The organism is uncultured Sphingomonas sp. (genome assembly GCF_937859915.1).
In the GTDB taxonomy this organism is placed as follows: domain Bacteria; phylum Pseudomonadota; class Alphaproteobacteria; order Sphingomonadales; family Sphingomonadaceae; genus Solisphingomonas.
On sequence record NZ_CALMAW010000007.1, the window covers coordinates 23611 to 42805 of the forward strand.

Consider the following 19195-nt stretch of genomic DNA (forward strand, 5'->3'; position numbering starts at 1 on the left):
CACATCGCCGTCACCAACCCCGCCCCGGTCGCGGTCGACGACAGCGCGACGACGCTGGAGGACACATCCGTCGCCATCGCGGTGCTGGCCAACGACCATGATCCCGACGGCGACACCCTGACGGTGACCGGCGCGACCGCGCTCCACGGCAGCGTCGTCGTCAACGCCGACCAGACGCTCGGCTACACGCCCGACGCGCTCTACAGCGGCGCCGATACGATCAGCTATGCGATCACCGACGGCGAAGGCGGCGTCGCCCAAGCCGCGGTTGCGGTCACCATCGCGCACGTCAACCACGCGCCCACCGCCACCGGCACGCTCGCCGACCAGAGCACGCAGGATGCCGCGACCGTCCGCTACGCCACCGCCGGCAGCTTCACCGACGTCGACGGCGATGCGCTGACCTATTCGGCCACCGGCCTGCCCGCGGGGCTCACGATCGACGCCGGGACCGGCGTCATCTCCGGCACGCTCGGCCATTCCGACAGCCAGCCCAACGGCGGCGCCTATACGGTCGTCGTCACCGCCACCGATCCGTCGAACGCGTCGGCGACGCAGGCCTTCCACATCGCCGTCACCAACCCCGCCCCGGTCGCGGTCGACGACAGCGCGACGACGCATGTCGACACCCCGGTCGACATCGCCGTACTCGCCAACGACCATGATCCCGACGGCGACCCGCTGTCCGTCACCGCGGCGACGGCGGCGCATGGCCGTGTCTCGATCAACCCCGACGGCACGCTCCACTATGTCCCCGGCGCCGGCTTCGCGGGCAGCGATGCGATCGCGTACACGATCGTCGACGGCGACGGCGCCACCGCCCATGCGACCGTCACGGTCGCGGTCACCAACATCGCACCCGTCGCCGAACCGGTCGCCGGCCAGTCCGCCCTGGACGGTCAGACCGTCGCGCTGCCGCTCGGCGCGCGTTTTTCGGATGCCGATGGCGACACGCTGCGCTTCACCGCGACGGGACTGCCCGCGGGCCTCTCGATCGATGCCGCGACCGGGCTGATCTCGGGGACGATCGACCATGCGGCAAGCCAAGTCGCAGGGGGCGTGTACACCACGATCGTGACAGCCGACGACGGCCATGGCGGCACGACGGCGACCAATTTCCACTGGACCATCGCCAACCCCGCGCCGATCGCGCGCAACGACCGCGCGACCACGGCGGAAGATACGGCGCTGATCGTGGCACCGCTCGCCAACGACACCGATCCCGACGGCGATGCGCTGGTCATCGAGTCGGCCTCGGCCCCGAACGGCCGCGTCGCGATCAATCCCGACGGCACGCTAAGCTATACGCCAAACGCCGGTTTCAGCGGGCAGGACGCGATCGCCTACACGATCAGCGACGGCGAAGGCGGCCGCTCGAGCGCGACCGTGATGATCACGATAACCCCGGATCCGCCGTCCGCGATGCCGCTCGCCGCGCGCAGCGATCATGACAATGGCCAGGTCGCGCTGCCGACCGCGCAGGCCTTTTCCGATCCGGGCGGCGAACGGCTGACCTTCAGCGCGACCGGCCTCCCCCCGGGCCTCGCAATCGATCCGACGACCGGCCTGATCTCGGGGACGCTGACCGACGGCGATCATCTCGGCGGGCCCGCGCAGGACGGCCGCTATCCCGTCACCGTCACCGCGACCGATCCGTTGGGACGCGCGGCGAGCTCGACCTTCTCGTGGAGCGTCGCGGCGTCGGGCCCGGTGGTGCAGAACGACACGGCAACCACGCCGGAGGCGACGCCGGTCACTATCGCGGTGCTGGCGAACGACAGCGATCCCGCCGGGCTACCGCTCAGCGTCAGCGCGGCGTCGGCCGATCATGGCGCTGTCGCGATCAATCCCGACGGCACGATCGTCTTCACCCCCGAAGCCGGCTATCGCGGCCCTGCGATCGTTACCTACACGGCGACCGACAGCGCCGGAAACACGGGCTCGGGCACGGCGACCGTCACCGTGACGGCAACCGACCATGCGCCCGTCGCGCGCCCGATACCCGCCGCCTACGCCCAGGATTCGCAGCCGGGAATCGCGATGCCGGTCGCAGGCTATTTCGCAGACCCCGATGGCGACGCGCTGCGCTATGCCGCGACCGGACTGCCCGCGGGCCTGACGCTCGACCCCGCGACCGGACTAATCAGCGGCACGATCGATCATGGCGCCAGCGCAGTCGGCGGCGGCGTCTACCACATCGTCGTCACCGCGACCGACCCCTCAGGTGCCCAGGCCGCATCCGGCTTCGACTGGACGATCGTCAATCCCGCGCCGACCGCACACAATGACAGCGCGGTGGTGGCGCAAGACATGCCGGGCGTGATCGCGGTGCTCGGCAATGATGTCGATCCCGATGGCGACGCCTTGTCGGTGACGGCGGCGCAGGCCGTGCATGGCGCCGTCGCGATCAACCCCGACGGCACGCTCAGCTACACCCCCGACGCCGGTTTCGTCGGGCAGGACGTGATCGACTATGCCATCACCGACGGCCAGGGCGGCGCGTCGAGCGCCGTCGTCACGGTGACGGTGATGCCGAGCGACCGGCATGTCGTCGCCAATTCCGATGCCGCCACGACGCGCGCGGGCGAGCCGGTGGTGCTCGACGTGCTGGCGAACGACGTCGACAGCCGAGGCGACCCGCTCGCCGTCGTCGCCGCTGCCGCCAGCCACGGCGCCGTCGCGATCAATCCCGACGGGACGCTCCGCTACACCCCCGATGCCGGCTACAGCGGCGCCGACACGATCGCCTACACCGTCTCGGACGGCGCCGGCGGCGTCGCCAGCACGACCGTCGCGGTGACGATCATCCCGGACCGCGTGCCGGATGCCGCGCCCGATACGGCGACGACCCGCGCCGGCGCACCGGTCACCATCGCGGTGCTCGCCAACGACAGCGACGCCGACGGCGATCCGCTGACCGTCACCGCCGCCGGCGCGCAGCACGGTCGTGTCGCGATCACCCCAGACGGGGCACTCGTCTATACGCCCGACGCCGGCTTCGGCGGCACCGACACGATCCGCTATGCGATCGCCGACGGCCATGGCGGCACCGCGCAGTCGACCGTCGCCGTCGCGGTGCTGGCGGACCATGCGCCGACGATCGATCCGCGCCCGGCGATCGACACGGTCGGCGGCCGGCCGGTGACGATCGCGGGGCTCGCCGCCGCGCACGATGCCGATGGCGATCCGCTCACCATCACCCAGGCCAGCGCGGCGGCCGGAACGGTCGCTATCAATCCCGACGGCACGCTGACCTACACGCCCGCCCGCGGCTTCGTGGGCGTCACCTCGCTCAGCTATACGGTCGACGACGGCCATGGCGGCACCGCAACCGCCACGCTGCTGGTCCGCGTCGCAGCACCGCAGGGCCGCGGCGACACGCAGCAGGCGCTCGCGATCGGACGCGGCATCTCGCCGGCGTGGGAGTCGCCGCCCGGTGCGGACGGGCGTATCGACGACGCCGGCATCGGCTTCGGCGCTGCCGGTTCCGCGGCGATCGGCAGCTATGGCCTCGGCTTCGATCCGGCGCGTCCGATCGAACTGACCGACGGCATCATCCGCAGCCCGTTCCCGACGCTGTCGGCGGTCAATGCCGCGCGATCGCTGAACGGCACCACCGACCTCTCCGGCGCGACGCCGATCGCCGACGCGATCGAAGGCGTCGCTACGCTCGACAGCATAGGCGATGGCGGCACCGCCGGGCTCGGCGGCGTCGCAGCGGACCATGGCGCGATCTATCCGATCGGTGCCGAGGTCGAACGGCTCGGCCGGCTCGCCGACTTCCGCGATGCCGCGGCCCGGCTCTACGACCGACGCTGGGGGGATCTCGGGGATTTCGGCGCCCACCCCTTCACCGGCTTCTCCGCGGCGGCCGACCAGCATTGCGGGGTCATGGTCGAAACGCTCGTCCAGGGCGGCGCGATCTATCTCGACGTGCGCGACACGGCACCCGACCGGCAGGCCGCGATCCGCCGCGTCGACGTGACGCTCGCCGGCGGCGGCACGCCCGACTGGATCGCGGTCGATCCCCGCGGCTTCGCGATCATCGAGGCGGGTGCGGCGAGCGACGAGATCCACCTCGTCGTCACCGTCACGCGCACCGACGGGACTCGCTCGTCGACCCCGATCGTCGTGCAGCGCGCGACCGGCGAGATCGAGCTCGACCGCCATGGCACGCCCAAGCCATCCGCCGCCCGCGTCCCTCCCGCCGGACACCACCCGCCGGGCCGCGCCGCGCCGCTCGATGCGACGCTGCACACACCGCACGCCGCGGCCCACGCCGCCGCACAGAAATTGTCGACCATCTTCCAATGACGAGGCCCGCCATGATCCACCCGACCGCCCGCCCTGGCCCCCGCCGGCCGCTTGCCTACCGGCTGGGCGCCGGACTGGCGCTCGCCGGCCTGCTCGCCGGCTGCGCGGTCACCCCCAAGCCGCTGACCGCCGCCGAGCTGTCGAAGACCGCCGACCAGAACCGCGTCCAGGTCACCGCCAACCAGGAGCCGGTGACCGCGCCGATCGACCTCTACGAGGCGATGGCGCGCGCGCTGAAATATAATCTCGATTACCGCGTCGGGCTGATGCAGCAGGCGGTGAAGAGCCGCGAGCTCAACCTCGCCACCTACGACATGCTGCCGCAGATCGTCGCCAATGCGAGCTATTACGGCCGCAGCAACGAGGCCGGCGCCTCGAGCCTGTCGCTGCTCTCGGGCACGCAATCGCTCGAGCCCTCGACCTCGTCGCAGAAGAACGTCTTCTCGGGCGACCTGACCGCGAGCTGGGACATTCTCGACTTCGGCCTGTCCTATGTCCGCGCGCAGCAAAAGGCGGATGCGGTGATGGTCGCCGTCGAGGAGCGGCGCAAGGTCTCCAACCGGATCATCGAGGACGTCCGCACCGCCTATTACCGCGCGGTCTCGGCGCAGCGGCTGCTCGACCAGCTGACGTCGCTGCAGACCAGCATCTCGACCACGCTCGACAATTCGGAGAAGCTCGCCCGGCGCCGCACCGCCGCTGATCGCGCTGACCTACCAGCGCGAGCTGATCGAGATCCAGACGCAGGTCCAGTCGCTGTCTCGCGAGCTGATGATCTCGAAGCAGCAGCTCGCCGCGCTGATGAACCTCGATCCCGGCACCCCCTATGAACTCGTCATGCCGCCGCGCGAGATGGAATTGCCGACGGTCACCATGACGGTCGACGACGAGGTCTCGGTCGCGCTGCGCGATCGTCCCGAACTGCGCCAGTTCAGCTATCAGGAGCGCAGCAACCGTCGCGAGATGACCGCGCAGATCCTGGGCGCCTTCCCAAGCTTCAAGGGCTTCGTCGGCTATGACGGCGACAGCAATTCCTTCCTGTTCAACCAGAGCTGGGCCGAATGGGGCGCAAAGTCGGCCTTCAACCTGATCAACCTCGTGCGGCTGCCCGCCGAGCGCAAGGCGGTGCGCGCGCAGGGCGACGCGATCCACACCCAGGAACTGGCGACCGCGATGGCGGTGATGACGCAGGTCTATGTCGCGCGCACGCGCTACCAGCTCTACGGCGCCGAACTCGCGACGCAGGGCCGCGCGCACGCGGTGCAGGAGCGGATCAGGGGCCAGGTATCGGGTGGCTATAAGGCCGGCACGGTCAGCGAGCAGACCTGGCTGCGCGAGCAGATGAACTCGCTGGTCAGCGAGGTGCGCTACGACATCGCCTATGCCGACGCGCAGAATGCCTATGCCAATCTCTACGCCGCGATGGGCGTCGACAGCTTCACCCCCGAGGTGACCAGCCGACAGAGCGTCGGCCAGCTGTCGGGCGCGCTCAAGGACATGTGGGCGAAGCGCCAGCTTGCCGCGGTGGCAGGATGAACGCGATGATCCCGACCTTCGACTGGACGCGGATCCTGCGCCACAAGCTGGTGCTCGGCAGTGCCGCGGTCGGCCTCGCCGCGCTGACCCTGGTGGTGGTGAGCCCGGGCAGCACGACCTGGTCGGATGCGCATGCCAGCATCGCCAAGGCGCCGCCGGCGCTCGCGGTCGACCCCGCGGTGTTCGCCAGCGGCGAGGCGGTGACGCTCGCCGGCACGCCGGTCGCCGCGGTGCAGGCGGTGACCGCGCACGGCGTCGTGCGCGCGGGCGACGAGGCGGTGATCGCCTCGCGGATGACCGCGCTGATCACCGCGCTGCCGCTCACCGCCGGCCAGAGCTTCTCGCGCGGGCAGACGCTCGCCAGCTTCGACTGTTCGCAGATGAAGGCCCAGCTCCAGGCCGCACAGGCGGCCGCCACCGCCTATCGCAAGACCTACGACACCAATGTCGAGCTCGACCAGTATAAGGCGATCGGCCGCAGCGAGGTCGCGGTCTCGAAGGCCAATCTCGGCAAGGCGGAGGCGGATGCGCTCGCGATCCAGGCGGGCACCGGTCAATGCGCGATCGCCGCGCCGTTCGACGGCGAGGTGGTCGAGCGGATCGCGCATCCGCACGACGTCGCCGCCGCCGGGCAGCCGCTGATGCGCATCCAGGGCTCGGGCAATCTCGAGGTCGAACTGATCGTGCCGTCGGCCTGGCTGACCTGGCTCAAGCCGGGCACGCCCTTCGCCTTCGGGATCGACGAGACCGGCGGCACGATCGACGGCCACATCACCGAACTCGGCGCGGCGGTCGATCCGGTCTCCAAGACCTTGCGCGTCACCGGCCATGTCGACGTGCGCGGCACCGTGTTGCCGGGCATGAGCGGCACCGCGCGCTTCGCGAAAGGCGCCGATGACCGCACTGCATGACCTGACCCGGCCGCTCGCGCCCGCCGCCGCCCCTGCCTCGCCGATCAGCCTGCTGCTCGCCTGGGAGGCCGGGTTGCGCCGGCTCGCGACGGTGCCCGAGCTGCTCTTCTACCTCGCCAACGACAGCCGGCGGCTGGTCGCCTATGAGCAGATGTTCGTGCTTCGGCGGGCGACCGTCGGCGGCGGCTGGCAGGTCGCGGTCGCATCCAGCATCCCGTCGGTCGACCGCAACGCGCCCGCGATCCGCGCGATCGAGGCGGCGCTGCACGATTGCGACACCGATCAGCCGGTCAATCTGGTGGCGCCAGCCGACGAGGCGCTCGACGACTATCCCTTCCGCTGCTGGCACCGGCAGCCGCTGCGCGACCGCGACGACGCCGTGTTCGCGGGGCTGCTCGCGGTCCGCGACACCGCGTTCGACGACACCGAGGCCGCGCGGCTCGAGCGGCTCGCCGAGACCGCGCAGCATGGCTGGCTCGCGCTGACCGGCGGCCGCCCGGTGCGCCGCCTGCCTGCGCTCACGCGCAAACGCCGCCGCGTGCTGCTGATCGCCGCTGCGGTCGTCGCATTGTTCCCGGTGCATATGTCGGTGCTCGCCCCGGTCGAGGTGGTCGCAGCGCAGCCCTTCCTCGTCACCGCCCCCTTCGCCGGCGTGGTCAGCGGGATCGACGTCGCCCCCAACCAGGCGGTCACGCCGGGGCAGCCGCTGCTCCACTTCGACGACGTCAAGCTGCGCAACGAGTTCGAGCTTGCCGGCCAGCGCCTGCAGGTCGCGCGCGCAAAGGTCGACGAGGTGTCGTCGGCCTCGTTCGGCGACGCCAAGGAGGCGCATGGCATCTCGATCGCGCAGGCCGAATATGATCTCGCGCTCGCCGAATATAGCTATGCGCGCGACATGCTGGCGCGCGCCCGCGTCACGGCCCCACGCGGCGGCCTTGCGATCTACACCGATCGCCGCGACTGGGAGGGGCGTGCGGTCGACACCGGGCAGACGATCATGGAGGTCGCCGACCCGTCCGCGGTCCGCTACCGCATCGATCTGCCGACGCGCGAGCAGATGACGCTCGCGCCCGGCTCGTCGGTCTCGATCTGGCTCGACAGCCAGCCGCTCTGGTCGCAGTCGGCGACGCTCGAGGACGCCAGCTACCAGGCGCATCCGACCGCCGACGGCACGCTCGCCTTCGCGCTCACCGCCAGCCCGTCCGACGGCGCCGCGCCGCGCATCGGATCGCGCGGGACCGCACGCGTGCGCGGACCCTGGGCGCCGCTCGGCTATGCGATGCTCAAGCGACCGGTGTCGGGCCTGCGCCAGCTGATCGGGCTCTGAGCAGCAGGTGGAGCATGCCCTGCCTCGCTTGCGGCAAGAATTGCGCTTGGAGCCGGGCACGCCGCTGCCAAGCGGCGCGCCGGGCTTCATCCTGTTCGATCCGCTGCGCCATCTCTTCTTCCAGCTCGGCGCGCTCGAACAGCGAGTGTTCGCGCACTGGCGCGCGGGCGACGCGCGCGTCGTCGTCGACGCGCTGATCGCCGAGGGCGAGACGCCCGAGGATGCCGCGGCGGCGATTGCCGACGTCGGCGCCTTCGTCGCCGCCAACGATCTCGTCCGCGACGCGCCGAAGCAGGCGGTGCACGGCTTCGCCGAGCGCGAGGCGGCGGCGCGCAAGATCTGGTGGCGCTGGCTGCTCGACCATTATCTGTTCATCCGCATCCCGCTCGTCCGCCCCGCCGCCTTCCTCGCGCGCACGCTGCCGCGGGTCCGGCCGATCTGGTCGCAGGGCGGCATCCTGCTGCTGCTCGGCCTGGCGTTCACCGGGCTGCTGCTGATCAGCCGGGAGTGGGACAGCTTCACCGGCTCCTTCGCGACGCTGGCGAGCGCGCGCGGCCTGATCGCCTACGCCGCGGCGCTGGTCTTCGTGAAATGCTGCCACGAGCTCGGCCATGCCTATACCGCGACGCGGTTCGGCTGCCGCGTGCCCGCCATGGGGGTGAGCTTCCTGGTAATGGTGCCGGTGCTCTACACCGACACCAGCGGCGCCTGGCGGCTGCGGCGCCGTAAGCACCGGCTGCTGATCGACAGCGCCGGAATCTGCGCCGAACTCAGCGTCGCGGCGGTCGCGCTGTTCCTATGGCCCTTCCTGCCCGATGGCGCGCCCCGCACCGCCGCCTTCATTCTCGCCACGACCAGCGTCGCGACCAGCCTCCTGGTCAACGCCAGCCCGTTCATGCGCTTCGACGGCTATTACATCCTCTCCGACCTGATCGGCGTGCCCAATCTGGCGACCCGCGCCTTCGCAATGATGCGCTGGCGCCTGCGCGAAACGCTGTTCGCGCTCGGCGAGGCGCCCCCCGAGGATCTGCCGGCGCGGCTGCGTCGCTTCATGCTCGGCTACGCGCTGATCACCTTCGCCTACCGCACCTCGCTCTACGTCGGCATCGCGCTGCTCGTGTATCATAAATTCTTCAAGGCGCTCGGCGTCGTCCTGTTTGCCGTGGAGGTCTGCGTGTTCCTCGCCCGTCCCGTCGTCTCCGAGCTCCGCGCCTGGCATGCGCGGCGCCCGCAGATCCTCGCCAGCCGCCGGTCGCGGATCACCGGCGCCGTCGCCGGCCTGGCGCTGGTCGCCTGCTTCCTGCCGCTCGACCGCTCGGTCTCGCTGCCCGCGGTGCTGAGTCCCCTGGCCGAGAAGCCGCTCGTCCCCGCCGACCCCGCGCGCGTCGACCGCGTGCTCGTGCGCGATGGCGATGCGGTCGTGGCCGGTCAGCCGCTGGTGCTGCTGTCGGCCCCCGAACTCGCGCTCGGCAAGGCGCAGGCGGTGCTGCGGATCGCGCAGCTCGAAAGCCAGATCGCACGCGGCGTCGCCGATGCGCAGGATCTGACCGACACAGCCGTGCTCCAGCGCGACTTGCTCACCCAGCGCGACACATTGGCCGGCCTCGCCCGGCGCGAGGCGGCGCTGACGGTACGCGCGCCGTTCGACGGCAGGGTGGTCGACCTGTCGGCCGCGCTCGGCCCGGGGACGTGGGTCGATGGCCATGCGCCGCTTCTGCGCGTCGTCGTGCCCGGCCGCTACGACGTCCAGGCCTATGCCGGCGAGGATCAAGCGGCGCGGCTCGCCGCCGGCACCACCGGCCGCTTCGTGCCGCGCGATCCGGGCCAGGGCGCGTGGCGCGTGCGGCTCGACGAGATCGGGGCGAGCGCGATCGCCGCGCTCGACCAGCCGGTGCTCGCGCTGTCGAACGGCGGACCGATCCCGACCAACCTCGACGATCGCAAGCAGCTCGTCCCCACCACCGCGCTGCTGCGCGTTCACCTGATCGCGGAACAGGCTGAGCCGCGCGGGTTCGTCCAGCCGATCGCCGGCCGCATCGTCATCGCCGCGCGCGGGGAAAGCCTCGCCGCCAAGCTTGCGCGCGGAATCGGGCGCGTGTTCGTCCGCGAGAACGCGCTGTAGCGACGCAGACGGCGGCGTCATGAACGGCGGCTGTCGATCCGGTTCAACCGCGATTGTGTCGGGCCGGCTTAGTCAGCCCGGATGGGCCGACTGACCGACTGGATAAGGGCGTCATGGCGCAGGCTGCGTGCCCGCGTCGCGCGCGCGGGTGACGACTCGGCGCGGCTCGGGACCCGTCCGCATCGCGCCGCGCGGTCGGACCGCGTCGGCCGGTCGCCGCCGGGTCGACCGCGTCGCCGACCGAGCCGGCGGCGATCCGCGAAACGACGGCGCCGGTAGCGCCGACCGGACGGCCGACGCGTCCGCGGCTACTTCTTCGGCGGCGTGTTGGTCGTGCTCGTCGTCGTCCGGATCATCGTACCGGTCGGCGTCTTGACCACCGTGCGATGCCGGACATGCGTGATCTGGCGGTGCGGGCGGCCGTCATTGTGAGTCACCGTCTGGGTGTGGACCGCGCTATGCGCGACGATCGCGGGCGGCCCCGCGTCCTGGGCAGATGCGGCGGTGCCGCTTCCGGCAATCAGGGCGAGGGCGAGGCAGGCTGCTTTCATGGGTCTTCTCCTTGCGCCGGTCGTGGCCGGCAATATGCAGCCGGACGTCCGCCGGCCGACGGAGCGTCGCGCGGTCCGGCTAGACGCGACGCGGTTTGCTGATCATCGACACTTTCGTCGGATAGAAGGTCTTGCCGTTCGGGCCCGGCCGGACCGTGCCGATCATCGTCGCATGCGCGACATCGTCGAACGGCATCGCCTCCTTGAGCAGCCGCGGATCGATCGCATGCACCACGCCGGCGCCATCGGTCGCCTGCCAGCTCGGCGCACCGGCAATCTCGAAGACTTCGCTCTGATCGATGACCCGGCTCACTGCCATTTCTCCCGTTGCGCTCGTGCATAACGACAGGGGGCGGCCGATTGTTTCGGGCAGGCGCCGCATCGCGACGCGACCGCGCCGCCGACACGCCCCGCCGCCGCCGCGCCAGACCGCGTGCAAATCGAACCCGTCTGTTCTTAAGCCCTTCCGATCGATCGATTATCATGCTCGGCCCAGCGAAGAGGATGCTCCATGTCGCGGACATGCGTGTCTTTGGCGCGCGTCCCGATCTCGCGGGCGCGGCTTGGCCAGTATCGGCACACCGGTCGCGGCGTTGCGCTGTGCCTGTCCGACGGCGAGGTCGAACGGCGTTTCCGCGCCTGGCGTGGCGGCACGGGCGCCCCGCCGCCGTTCGGGACCGCCGGCGCTGCCGCGCGACGGTCGGGCGATCCGGCACAAGCCCCGATCGCGCCGCAGACCGCCATCGCGTTCCAGACCGTCGCGCGGCCGGCGCCCTTCCACCCGTCGATCCGCCCGGCCCATCCGCCACCGACCACGGTTGCGCATAACGGCTATCGCTACCGGATCGACGGCACCGGCCGGACGATGGCGGTGACCGGCGCATTGATGCTCGATCCCGATCAGCCACGGTCGCGCACCGCGCAGGCCGCGGCGGGCGGGGCGGACCGCCGGGCACCGACGACGGCGGCCATTATATCGCCGCCCGCTTCGGCGGCCCGGGCGAGACCTACAATCATTTCGCGCAGGACGCGCAGTTCAACCGCGGCGCCTATCGCCTGCTCGAGAACCGATGGGCAGCGGCGGCACGAAGCGGCGACCGCGTCTTCGTCGATATCAGCCCCGATTATGTCGGCGCATGCCAGCGCCCCGTCGCGATCCGCATCCTGTGCAGCATCAACGGCAAGATCGACCGCCACATTTTCGCCAACGCACCCCAGCGCCCCGCCCGCGGCCCCCGCCGCCCGCCCCGCCGCGCGCGACCGGGCTCGACCGCCGACAAATTCGATCTCAGTGAGCAAAAGCCTCGGTTGGCGGGCTGAGCCTGTGGCGCGCTATCGCCGCCCCATCACGGGAGCCGCAGCATGGACATGATCGAATTCACCGCCGCCGGACGCGCGAACCGCGCCGCCATCCGCAACCGTCTGCGCGCCTTGTCGGACATGCGCCGGCAACATTTGCGCGAGACCCGAAGCGGCGTGGCGCCCGGCTGATCCCTACTGCCCGATCGACCGCGGCACCGCGCCCGCCGGCCGGTTGAGCGCCGCGCGCACCTTGGTCGCGAGATCGGCGTAGGAAAAGGGTTTGGCGAGCAGGTCGATGCCGGGGTCGAGCCGCTGGTGGTGGCCGATCGCGTCGCGCGCATAGCCGCTGGTGAAGACGATCGGCGTGCCCGGGCGCACGCGATGGCAGTGGTCGGCGATGTCGCGGCCGTTGAGCGACCCGGGCAGCACGACGTCGGTGAACACCAAGTCGATCCGCACGTCGCTGTCGATCAGCGCGATCGCCGCATCGGCATTGGCCGCGGCATGGACGTCGTAGCCCAGTTCGGCGAGCACCTCCGAGGAATAGGCGCGCACCCCGGCATCGTCTTCGACGACGAGGATCGTCTCGCCCGCGCGCGCCGGCTCCGCGGCCTGCGGCTCGTCGACCGCCTCGGCGATCAGATCGCCCGAATATTTGGGCAGGTACATCGTCACCGTCGTGCCGCGGCCGAGGCTGCTCTCGATGCGCAGATGGCCGCCCGACTGCTTGACGAAGCCATAGACCATCGACAGCCCGAGCCCGGTGCCGCGACCGACCTCCTTGGTGGTGAAGAAGGGTTCGAACACCCGCGCCATCGTCGCCTCGGACATGCCCGAGCCGGTGTCGCAGACCGCGAGCGAGACATAGTGGCCGGGCACCGCCTCGTCGTCGGCGTCCGCATCGCCGACGATGCCGTTGGCGGTCGAGATCGTCAGCGTGCCGCCCGGCGGCATCGCGTCGCGCGCATTGACCGCAAGGTTGAGCAGCGCGTTCTCGAGCTGGTTGGCGTCGACTTCGATCATCCACAGGTCGCTCGCCAGCCTGGCGTCGATCGATACGGTCTCGCCCAGCGTCCGCTGGATCAGATCGGACATGCCCTCGACCAGCTGGTTGGTCCGCAGCGGCTTGGGCGCGAGCGGCTGGCGGCGCGCGAAGGCGAGCAGCCGCTGGGTCAGCGTCGCGGCGCGCTGCGCACCCGACATCGCATTGTCGGCGGCGCGGCGCAGCTTCTCGTCGTCGGGCAGCCGGCGCGAGAGGATCTCGAGATTGCCGGTGACGATCTGCAGCAGATTGTTGAAATCATGCGCGATTCCGCCGGTCAGCTGGCCGACCGCCTCCATCTTCTGGCTCTGGCGCAGCGTGTCGTTGGCGTGCTGGCAGTCGGCGACCGCGGTGGCGACGCGATCCTCGAGCTCGGCATTGAGCGCGGTCAGCTCGCCCGCCTTCTGGTCGAGCTCGGCATAGAGCGCGACGACGCCGCGATTGGTGTTCTCGAGCTCGGCATTGAGCCGGTCGGCCTCGTCCTGCTTGGCCTTGAGATCGGCGAGGCTCTGCAGCAGCTCCTGATTCTGGGTGCGCGCCTCGGCGAGCGGATCGGCGGCGCCGGTCTGCGCCAGCACCTTGCCGATCTCGGCGAGCAGCGCGGCGGTGACCGGCTTGCTGCCGCGCGGCAGCTGCTTGCCGAGCAGCACGCGCGTGCCATCGCCGGGCGCGCTCTCGATCTCGAAGCGGTCCATCAGCCGCCGCGTGCCCGAGATGCCGACGCCCATCCCGCTGCTGCTGCGGAAGCGCCCCTCGAGGATCGCGTCGATATCGGCGATGCCCGGCCCCTTGTCGCGGACATGGATGAGCAGCACGGCCGGCGTCGCGCGCTCGACGCAGAATTCGATCCGCCCGCCGCCGCCATAGGTCGTCGCGTTGCGCGCGATCTCCGAGACCGCGGTCGCGATCCGCGTCTGGTCCTGCGCCTCGAAGCCGAGCAGCCCGCCGATCTGGCGCGCACGCTGGCGCGCCGCGACGATATCCGATTCCTCGATCAGCGCGACGGTGAGGATCGACGTCGTCGTCATGCCGCGCCCGTCCGCGCGACGAACACGGTGACGTCGTCGCGCCCGCGGGTGAAATCGCGGTAGAGGATCGCGGCGATCAGCGTCGGGTGGTGCGCGAACAGCCCGGGATAGGCGTCGAGCCGCCAGTTGGTGGCGAGGCCGTCGGAGGCGAGGATCACCAGCGCCTCGTCGCCCAACGCATAGGTGAAGTCGCGCATATGCCTGGCGATATGCCCGATGGTGCCGTTGTTGGATACCATGCGCTGGACGCCCATGTCGCGGTCGACGATCGTTGCGGCGATGTTGCCGACCCCGGCGAAGACGATCTTGCCCGCCGCCTCGTCGATCTGCGCGATCCCGACTGCCGCCCCGCGCGTCGGGCGCAGCGCGGCGTGCATCGCGACCAGCATCTCGCTCGGCGCGACGTCGCCTGCGGCAAGAAACGCGCGCGACGCGGCATGCGAGGCTTCGGCAGCGAACGGACCGTGGCCGAGCCCGTCGGCGACCATCACCGCATGGCCGCTTCCGTGCGGCCGGCGGCACCAGCTGTCGCCGCACGCCTCCTCGCCCGGATAGGCGATGGCGAGCGCGCCATAGTGCGGCTGGCGGCGCGGGCGGAAATGCTCGGGCCGCCCGATCTCGAGCCGTGCGAGGATCGCGGTGCCGACCTCGGGCCCCGAATAGATGTCGGTGAGGTGCGCGCCGCGCGCGACCGCGCCGAGCCCGGTGCCGGCGCTGCCCGCGGTCGAATGGCCATCGCGCATCGATCCCACGATGTCCGCCATCCCCGGCCCCTTGTCGAGCGCAAGGCACTCGACCCCGGATCCGCTGCTGTCGTCATAGCTGCCGACCAGCAGTTCGCCGCCCTCGCCATGTTTGAGCAGGTTGGTGGCGAGCTCGGTCGCGACGATTGCGACGCGCCCGGCATCCGCCTCGCCGAAGCCGTGCGCCTGCGCGAGCACGACCGCCGCGCGGCGCGCTTCCGCGACCTGCGATGTGTCCTTCACCTCGATCACGCGCATCATTTCCACCGCGCGATAGTGATCCGCGTGCCTTCGCCGACGACCGAATGGATGTCGAACTCGTTGGACAGCCGCCGCGCGCCGCTCAAGCCGAGGCCGAGCCCGCCGCCGGTGGTATAGCCGTCGGTCAGCGCGCGATCGAGATCGGGGATGCCGGGGCCATTGTCCTCGAAGGTCAGGCGGACGCCGCGACGCGCGGTATGCGTGAAGGTCTCGATCCGCGCGGTGCCGCCGAGGCCGTAGTCGAGCGTGTTGCGGGCGAGTTCGCTCGCCGCCGTCACCAGCTTGGTCTGGTCGACGAGCCCGAGCCCGGCTTCGACCGCCTGGACACGCACCGCCTGCCGGACCCGGACGACGTCGTCCGAATGCTGGATGACGAGCGTGTCATCCTTCGTAGCGATCATCCCCGCCCTCCGGGGCGACATCGCCATCGAGATCCGCATATTCGCCGCTCTCGCCGCTGCCGATGAGGATCATGCCGCGCTCGACGTTGAGCGCGGTCTTCACCCCGGTCAGCGACAGGCCGAGCTCGACCAGCGTGATCGCGACCGCCGGCCGCATGCCGACGACGACGGTGTCGGCATCGAGCAACCGCGACACCGCGGCGATGTTATCGAGCATCCGGCCCATGAACGAGTCGACGATCTCGAGCCCTGAGATGTCGATCATCACGCCCCGCGCGCCGGTCGCGACGATCCGTTCGGAGAGGTCCTCCTCGAGCGCCTTGGCGAGCCGGTCGTGAATGTCGACCTGGATGCTGACCAGCAGCGCCCGGCCGAGCTTGAGGATGGGGATGCGATCCATGCGCTCAGCCCTTCGCGACCGGCCTGCGGACGACCGCGCGGCCGGTGCGCTGGAAGGCAAGCGCGAGCGCATCGGCGAGCGTCGCCTTCGACACCACGTCGAGCTCGACGCCGAGATGCACCATGGTCTGCGCGATCTGGGGGCGGATGCCCGAGACGATGCAGTCCGCGCCCATCAGCCGGGCGGCGGCGATCGTCTTGAGCAGATGCTGCGCGACCAGCGTGTCGACGGTCGGCACGCCGGTGATGTCGATGATCGCCAGATCCGCGCTCTGGTCGACGATCGCTTGGAGCAGATTCTCCATCACCACCTGGGTGCGGGCGGAATCCAGCGTGCCGATCAGCGGCAAAGCGAGAATGCCCTCCCACAGCTTGACGACGGGGGTCGACAGCTCGGCGATCTCGTCCTGCTGGCGGCGCACCACCTCCTCGCGGCTGCGCTGATAGACTTCCATCGTGTAGAGCCCAAGCTGGTCGAGCACCTGCGTCATTTCCCAGCCCGCGGTCGCGACCAGCGCGGCGTCGTCGGGATAATGGTTGCGCAGCTGCTCGAACAAAGGCTCCTTGAGCGAGAAGACGAAGGTCGCGGTCTCGGACGGGGTGAAGCCCTGGTTGGCGCGGGCCTTGGAGACCTCGTCGAGCAGCGCGCGCGCCGAGGCGAAGGCCGGGTCGTCGATCTTGTTGGCGCCCGCGCTCAGCGCCGGGCCGAGGGCGGCGAGGAAATCGGTGCACTGTTTCTGCAGTTCGCCGGGCTTGATCCGGCCCGCGCCGCCCGCCGTGGCGACAAGCAGGTCGCGCCAGCGGCCGAGGATCTCGTTCTGCTTCGCGCCGACGATCTGCGCCAGGGCCGCCAGGCCGCCGTTCGTAGTCATAATTCCCCCTGTAGACGATCGCTTCTCTGTAGCGGGCGGCGAGGCGCATGCAACCGCACTGTCGCTAACATGCGGCACCTTAACGAGTTGCGATCAAACTCGTACCTCCGGATGAAGCTCCGCGGCCGGGATACGACTTTGGTGGCGTCGGGCACGGCGTCGCGGTAGCATCGTCGGCGACGCGATGCCGGCCGAGACCGGTACCGGAAGGAGAGACGATGCCGCACAGCGAGGCGACCCGCCAGGTCGATGCCGAGGTCGCGACCAGCCTCGGCCGGGTCTGCACCGTGCGCGCCAGCTGGCCCGAGCCGATCGACAGCGTCGGGACGCCGGACCGGCACTGGCTCGAACTGTCGCTGCTGCCGCATCTACGCGCGCCGCGCGGCTGCTTTCCGGATCATTGGGGGCCGCATCGTTTCGAGCGGATCGGCGCGCTGTTCCTGCTGCCCGCCGGCCGGACGGTACACGCCCGCAGCGAATGCCCGGTGCAATCCTCGATCGTCTGCGCGCTCGATCCGGCGGGCATGCGCGACTGGTTCGACAACGCCTTCGCCTGGACCGACGGTCGGCTGCAGGGCGGCCTCGATCTCGGCAGCGCGACGATCCGGCGGCTGGTCTTCCGGCTCGGCGAGGAAGTGCGCAATCCCGGCTTCGCCAGCGCCGCGCTGGTCGAGCTGTTGACCGCGCAGGTCGCGATCGAGCTCGGCCGTCATTTTCTTGGGCTCGGCGAGACGGGTGCGTCGGGCGGGCTTGCCCCCTGGCGGCTGCGGCGGATCGACGAGCGGCTCGCCGAGCAAGCCGAGGCGCCGTCGCTGGCCGAGCTCGCCGCGCTGTGCGGCCTGTCGGTGCGCCAGCTCGCGCGCGGCTTTCGCGCCAGCCGCGGCTGCTCGATCGGCACCTATCTCGCCGGCCACCGTGTCGATCAGGCCAAGCGGCTGCTTGCCGGCGCGGACAGCGTCAAGCGCGTCGCGCACGCCACCGGCTTCGGCTCGGCGTCGAGCTTCTCGGCGGCGTTCCGGCGCGTCACCGGCGAGACGCCGCGCGCCTTCCGCGAGCGGATCGGGCGCGGCGCTGCGATCATCGGCGGATCGCCCCGCATCCACTGACGGCCCGCGCATCATGGCCGCCTCGCGCAACTTTGGCGCGATCGCGTCACTGCAAGCCATTGCCGGGCGGGGCGTGCGGCCATCATCATCACGCCGGGCAGTGCGGGGAAGACATGGCGGGACGGGTTGAATCTTCGGACACGCTTATAGGGCATGCCTGCACGCAGACCGGGCTGAGCGAGTTCGGCGAGCCCTCCTTCGTCGACGGGCTCGAGCGGCTGGTGACGGCGCTCAACGGCGAGGCGCGGCTCACCGAGGCGGGCGCCGCCGCGCAGCAGGGCCAGATCGTCCATTTCCTCGCACAGCGCCTGCAGGTCGAGGACTGGTATGCGCGCCATCCCGAGATCGACGAGCAGCAGATCGTGGCACCCTTGATCGGGCTCGGCCTGCCGCGCACCGGATCGACCGCGATGAGCTTCCTGCTCGGCCAGGATCCGGCGGCGCGCTCGCTGCGCAACTGGGAGGCGTCGTCGCCCTGCCCGCCCCCCGAGCTCGCCACCGCCGACACCGACCCGCGGATCGAGATCGCGCGGGCGTCGCTGGCGCGCCGCAACGCGCGCTTCCCGCGCATGAAGACGATGTATCCGAGCGACCCGACCGGGCCGACCGAATGCCAGACCTTCCAGGCGATGGATTTCAAGAGCCAGATCTTCCAGGCGCAGGCGCAGGTGCCGAGCTATGCCGCCTGGCTCAACACCGAAGCCGATCTCGTGCCGACCTACCGCTTCCTCAAGCGCGTGCTCAAGCTGCTACAGTGGAAATGCCCGCCGACGCGCTGGCGGCTCAAGAACCCGTCGCACGTCGTCTTCATCAAGGATCTCGACACGGTCTTCCCCGACGCGCGCTTCTGGATGACGCACCGCGACGTCGCCAGGGTCATCCCCTCGGCCGCCGACCTCTATTGCGAGCTGGCGAGCGCCTATTCGGACGATGTCGACAAGCTGTATATGGGGCGGCTCAACGCCGACGTCTGGGACCTCGGCATGCGCCGCCTGATCGCGTTCCGCGACGCAGGCCAGGATCATCGCTTCTTCGACGTCCATTTCGCGCCGTTCCAGCGCGATCCCTTCCCCGCGCTCGAACAGCTCTACGCCTTCCTTGGCGAGGATTTCACGCCCGAGGCGCGCGCGCGGATGACGCGGTGGCGCGACCAGACGCCGCGCGAGAAGCATGGCGATCATCGCTACGACCCGGCCGATTTCGGCCTGAGCGAGGCGGCGCTGCACGAGCGCTTCCGCTTCTACAACGAGCGCTTCGGCGTGCTGACCACCGCGTAAGCA

Annotated in this window: 17 protein-coding genes; 10 read left to right on the forward strand and 7 right to left on the reverse strand. The window is 70.6% G+C overall.

All coding sequences use genetic code 11. The features are described 5' to 3' along the window. The 6 genes from Q0326_RS00820 to Q0326_RS00845 all read left to right on the forward strand — a co-directional run. Nucleotides 1-4314 (forward strand): Ig-like domain-containing protein (locus Q0326_RS00820; RefSeq protein WP_298686082.1); only part of this gene is annotated, 4314 nt, incomplete at its 5' end. A gap of 11 nt (nucleotides 4315-4325) precedes the next feature. Beyond that, entirely contained in the window at nucleotides 4326-5144 is an 819-nt protein-coding gene (locus Q0326_RS00825) for a TolC family protein (protein ID WP_298686084.1), read from the forward strand. After that, complete coding sequence (locus Q0326_RS00830) at nucleotides 5086-5850, forward strand: TolC family protein (protein WP_298686086.1); 765 nt, start codon at nucleotides 5086-5088, stop codon at nucleotides 5848-5850. Before Q0326_RS00825 ends, Q0326_RS00830 begins: the two co-directional genes overlap by 59 nt. Nucleotides 5851-5855: 5 nt before the next feature. Next, entirely contained in the window at nucleotides 5856-6761 is a 906-nt protein-coding gene (locus Q0326_RS00835; RefSeq protein WP_298686089.1) for an efflux RND transporter periplasmic adaptor subunit, read from the forward strand. Then, nucleotides 6745-8088 carry an HlyD family efflux transporter periplasmic adaptor subunit gene (locus Q0326_RS00840; protein WP_298686091.1) on the forward strand — a complete coding sequence of 448 codons (1344 nt, stop codon included), beginning with the start codon at nucleotides 6745-6747 and terminating at the stop codon, nucleotides 8086-8088. The genes Q0326_RS00835 and Q0326_RS00840 overlap by 17 nt, the downstream gene beginning before the upstream one ends. A 46-nt stretch (nucleotides 8089-8134) precedes the next feature. Continuing rightward, nucleotides 8135-10210, forward strand: coding sequence for an HlyD family efflux transporter periplasmic adaptor subunit (locus Q0326_RS00845; RefSeq protein ID WP_298686093.1), 2076 nt, complete (start codon nucleotides 8135-8137; stop codon nucleotides 10208-10210). 308 nt (nucleotides 10211-10518) lie between these two features. Here the strand turns inward: Q0326_RS00845 and Q0326_RS00850 are convergent, their stop codons facing one another. Then, a complete protein-coding gene (locus Q0326_RS00850; protein ID WP_298686095.1) occupies nucleotides 10519-10761 on the reverse strand; it encodes a hypothetical protein in 243 nt (80 codons plus the stop codon). 79 nt (nucleotides 10762-10840) lie between these two features. Next, a complete protein-coding gene (locus Q0326_RS00855; protein WP_298686097.1) occupies nucleotides 10841-11074 on the reverse strand; it encodes a hypothetical protein in 234 nt (77 codons plus the stop codon). Nucleotides 11075-11736: 662 nt separating this feature from the next. On the opposite strand from Q0326_RS00855, the gene Q0326_RS00860 reads away from it, so the two are divergent. After that, entirely contained in the window at nucleotides 11737-12081 is a 345-nt protein-coding gene (locus tag Q0326_RS00860) for a DNA/RNA non-specific endonuclease (RefSeq protein ID WP_298686221.1), read from the forward strand. A 42-nt stretch (nucleotides 12082-12123) separates the two neighbouring features. After that, a complete protein-coding gene (locus Q0326_RS00865; protein ID WP_298686099.1) occupies nucleotides 12124-12252 on the forward strand; it encodes a hypothetical protein in 129 nt (42 codons plus the stop codon). A gap of 3 nt (nucleotides 12253-12255) precedes the next feature. Here the strand turns inward: Q0326_RS00865 and Q0326_RS00870 are convergent, their stop codons facing one another. From Q0326_RS00870 to Q0326_RS00890, 5 genes are read right to left on the reverse strand one after another with little or no spacing between them, the layout of a single operon-like run. Further along, nucleotides 12256-14133 carry an ATP-binding protein gene (locus Q0326_RS00870; protein WP_298686102.1) on the reverse strand — a complete coding sequence of 626 codons (1878 nt, stop codon included), beginning with the start codon at nucleotides 14131-14133 and terminating at the stop codon, nucleotides 12256-12258. Beyond that, entirely contained in the window at nucleotides 14130-15128 is a 999-nt protein-coding gene (locus tag Q0326_RS00875; protein ID WP_298686104.1) for an ATP-binding SpoIIE family protein phosphatase, read from the reverse strand. The genes Q0326_RS00870 and Q0326_RS00875 overlap by 4 nt, the downstream gene beginning before the upstream one ends. Nucleotides 15129-15133: 5 nt before the next feature. Beyond that, nucleotides 15134-15538, reverse strand: coding sequence for an ATP-binding protein (locus tag Q0326_RS00880; RefSeq protein ID WP_298686106.1), 405 nt, complete (start codon nucleotides 15536-15538; stop codon nucleotides 15134-15136). Next, complete coding sequence (locus tag Q0326_RS00885) at nucleotides 15519-15938, reverse strand: STAS domain-containing protein (protein WP_298686109.1); 420 nt, start codon at nucleotides 15936-15938, stop codon at nucleotides 15519-15521. The genes Q0326_RS00880 and Q0326_RS00885 overlap by 20 nt, the downstream gene beginning before the upstream one ends. Before the next feature lie 4 nt (nucleotides 15939-15942). Continuing rightward, nucleotides 15943-16809, reverse strand: coding sequence for an STAS domain-containing protein (locus tag Q0326_RS00890; protein WP_298686111.1), 867 nt, complete (start codon nucleotides 16807-16809; stop codon nucleotides 15943-15945). A 218-nt stretch (nucleotides 16810-17027) separates the two neighbouring features. Here Q0326_RS00890 and Q0326_RS00895 point away from each other — a divergent pair, with 218 nt between their 5' ends. Then, a complete protein-coding gene (locus tag Q0326_RS00895; RefSeq protein WP_298686113.1) occupies nucleotides 17028-17915 on the forward strand; it encodes an AraC family transcriptional regulator in 888 nt (295 codons plus the stop codon). A 113-nt stretch (nucleotides 17916-18028) separates the two neighbouring features. Next, nucleotides 18029-19192 (forward strand): sulfotransferase, encoded by a 1164-nt coding sequence (locus Q0326_RS00900; RefSeq protein WP_298686115.1) that lies wholly within the window; start codon nucleotides 18029-18031, stop codon nucleotides 19190-19192. The last annotated feature ends 3 nt before the right edge of the window (nucleotides 19193-19195 follow it).

What these genes read in the sequence shown, in the direction of transcription:
- Q0326_RS00900 (WP_298686115.1), top strand. Translation starts at nt 18,029, where the DNA reads ATGGCGGGACGGGTTGAATCTTCGGACACGCTTATAGGGCATGCCTGC.
- Q0326_RS00870 (WP_298686102.1), bottom strand. Translation starts at nt 14,133, where the DNA reads ATGACGACGACGTCGATCCTCACCGTCGCGCTGATCGAGGAATCGGAT.
- Q0326_RS00890 (WP_298686111.1), bottom strand. Translation starts at nt 16,809, where the DNA reads ATGACTACGAACGGCGGCCTGGCGGCCCTGGCGCAGATCGTCGGCGCG.
- Q0326_RS00825 (WP_298686084.1), top strand. Translation starts at nt 4,326, where the DNA reads ATGATCCACCCGACCGCCCGCCCTGGCCCCCGCCGGCCGCTTGCCTAC.
- Q0326_RS00885 (WP_298686109.1), bottom strand. Translation starts at nt 15,938, where the DNA reads ATGGATCGCATCCCCATCCTCAAGCTCGGCCGGGCGCTGCTGGTCAGC.
- Q0326_RS00850 (WP_298686095.1), bottom strand. Translation starts at nt 10,761, where the DNA reads ATGAAAGCAGCCTGCCTCGCCCTCGCCCTGATTGCCGGAAGCGGCACC.
- Q0326_RS00840 (WP_298686091.1), top strand. Translation starts at nt 6,745, where the DNA reads ATGACCGCACTGCATGACCTGACCCGGCCGCTCGCGCCCGCCGCCGCC.
- Q0326_RS00830 (WP_298686086.1), top strand. Translation starts at nt 5,086, where the DNA reads ATGATCTCGAAGCAGCAGCTCGCCGCGCTGATGAACCTCGATCCCGGC.
- Q0326_RS00865 (WP_298686099.1), top strand. Translation starts at nt 12,124, where the DNA reads ATGGACATGATCGAATTCACCGCCGCCGGACGCGCGAACCGCGCCGCC.
- Q0326_RS00895 (WP_298686113.1), top strand. Translation starts at nt 17,028, where the DNA reads ATGCCGCACAGCGAGGCGACCCGCCAGGTCGATGCCGAGGTCGCGACC.
- Q0326_RS00880 (WP_298686106.1), bottom strand. Translation starts at nt 15,538, where the DNA reads ATGATCGCTACGAAGGATGACACGCTCGTCATCCAGCATTCGGACGAC.
- Q0326_RS00835 (WP_298686089.1), top strand. Translation starts at nt 5,856, where the DNA reads ATGATCCCGACCTTCGACTGGACGCGGATCCTGCGCCACAAGCTGGTG.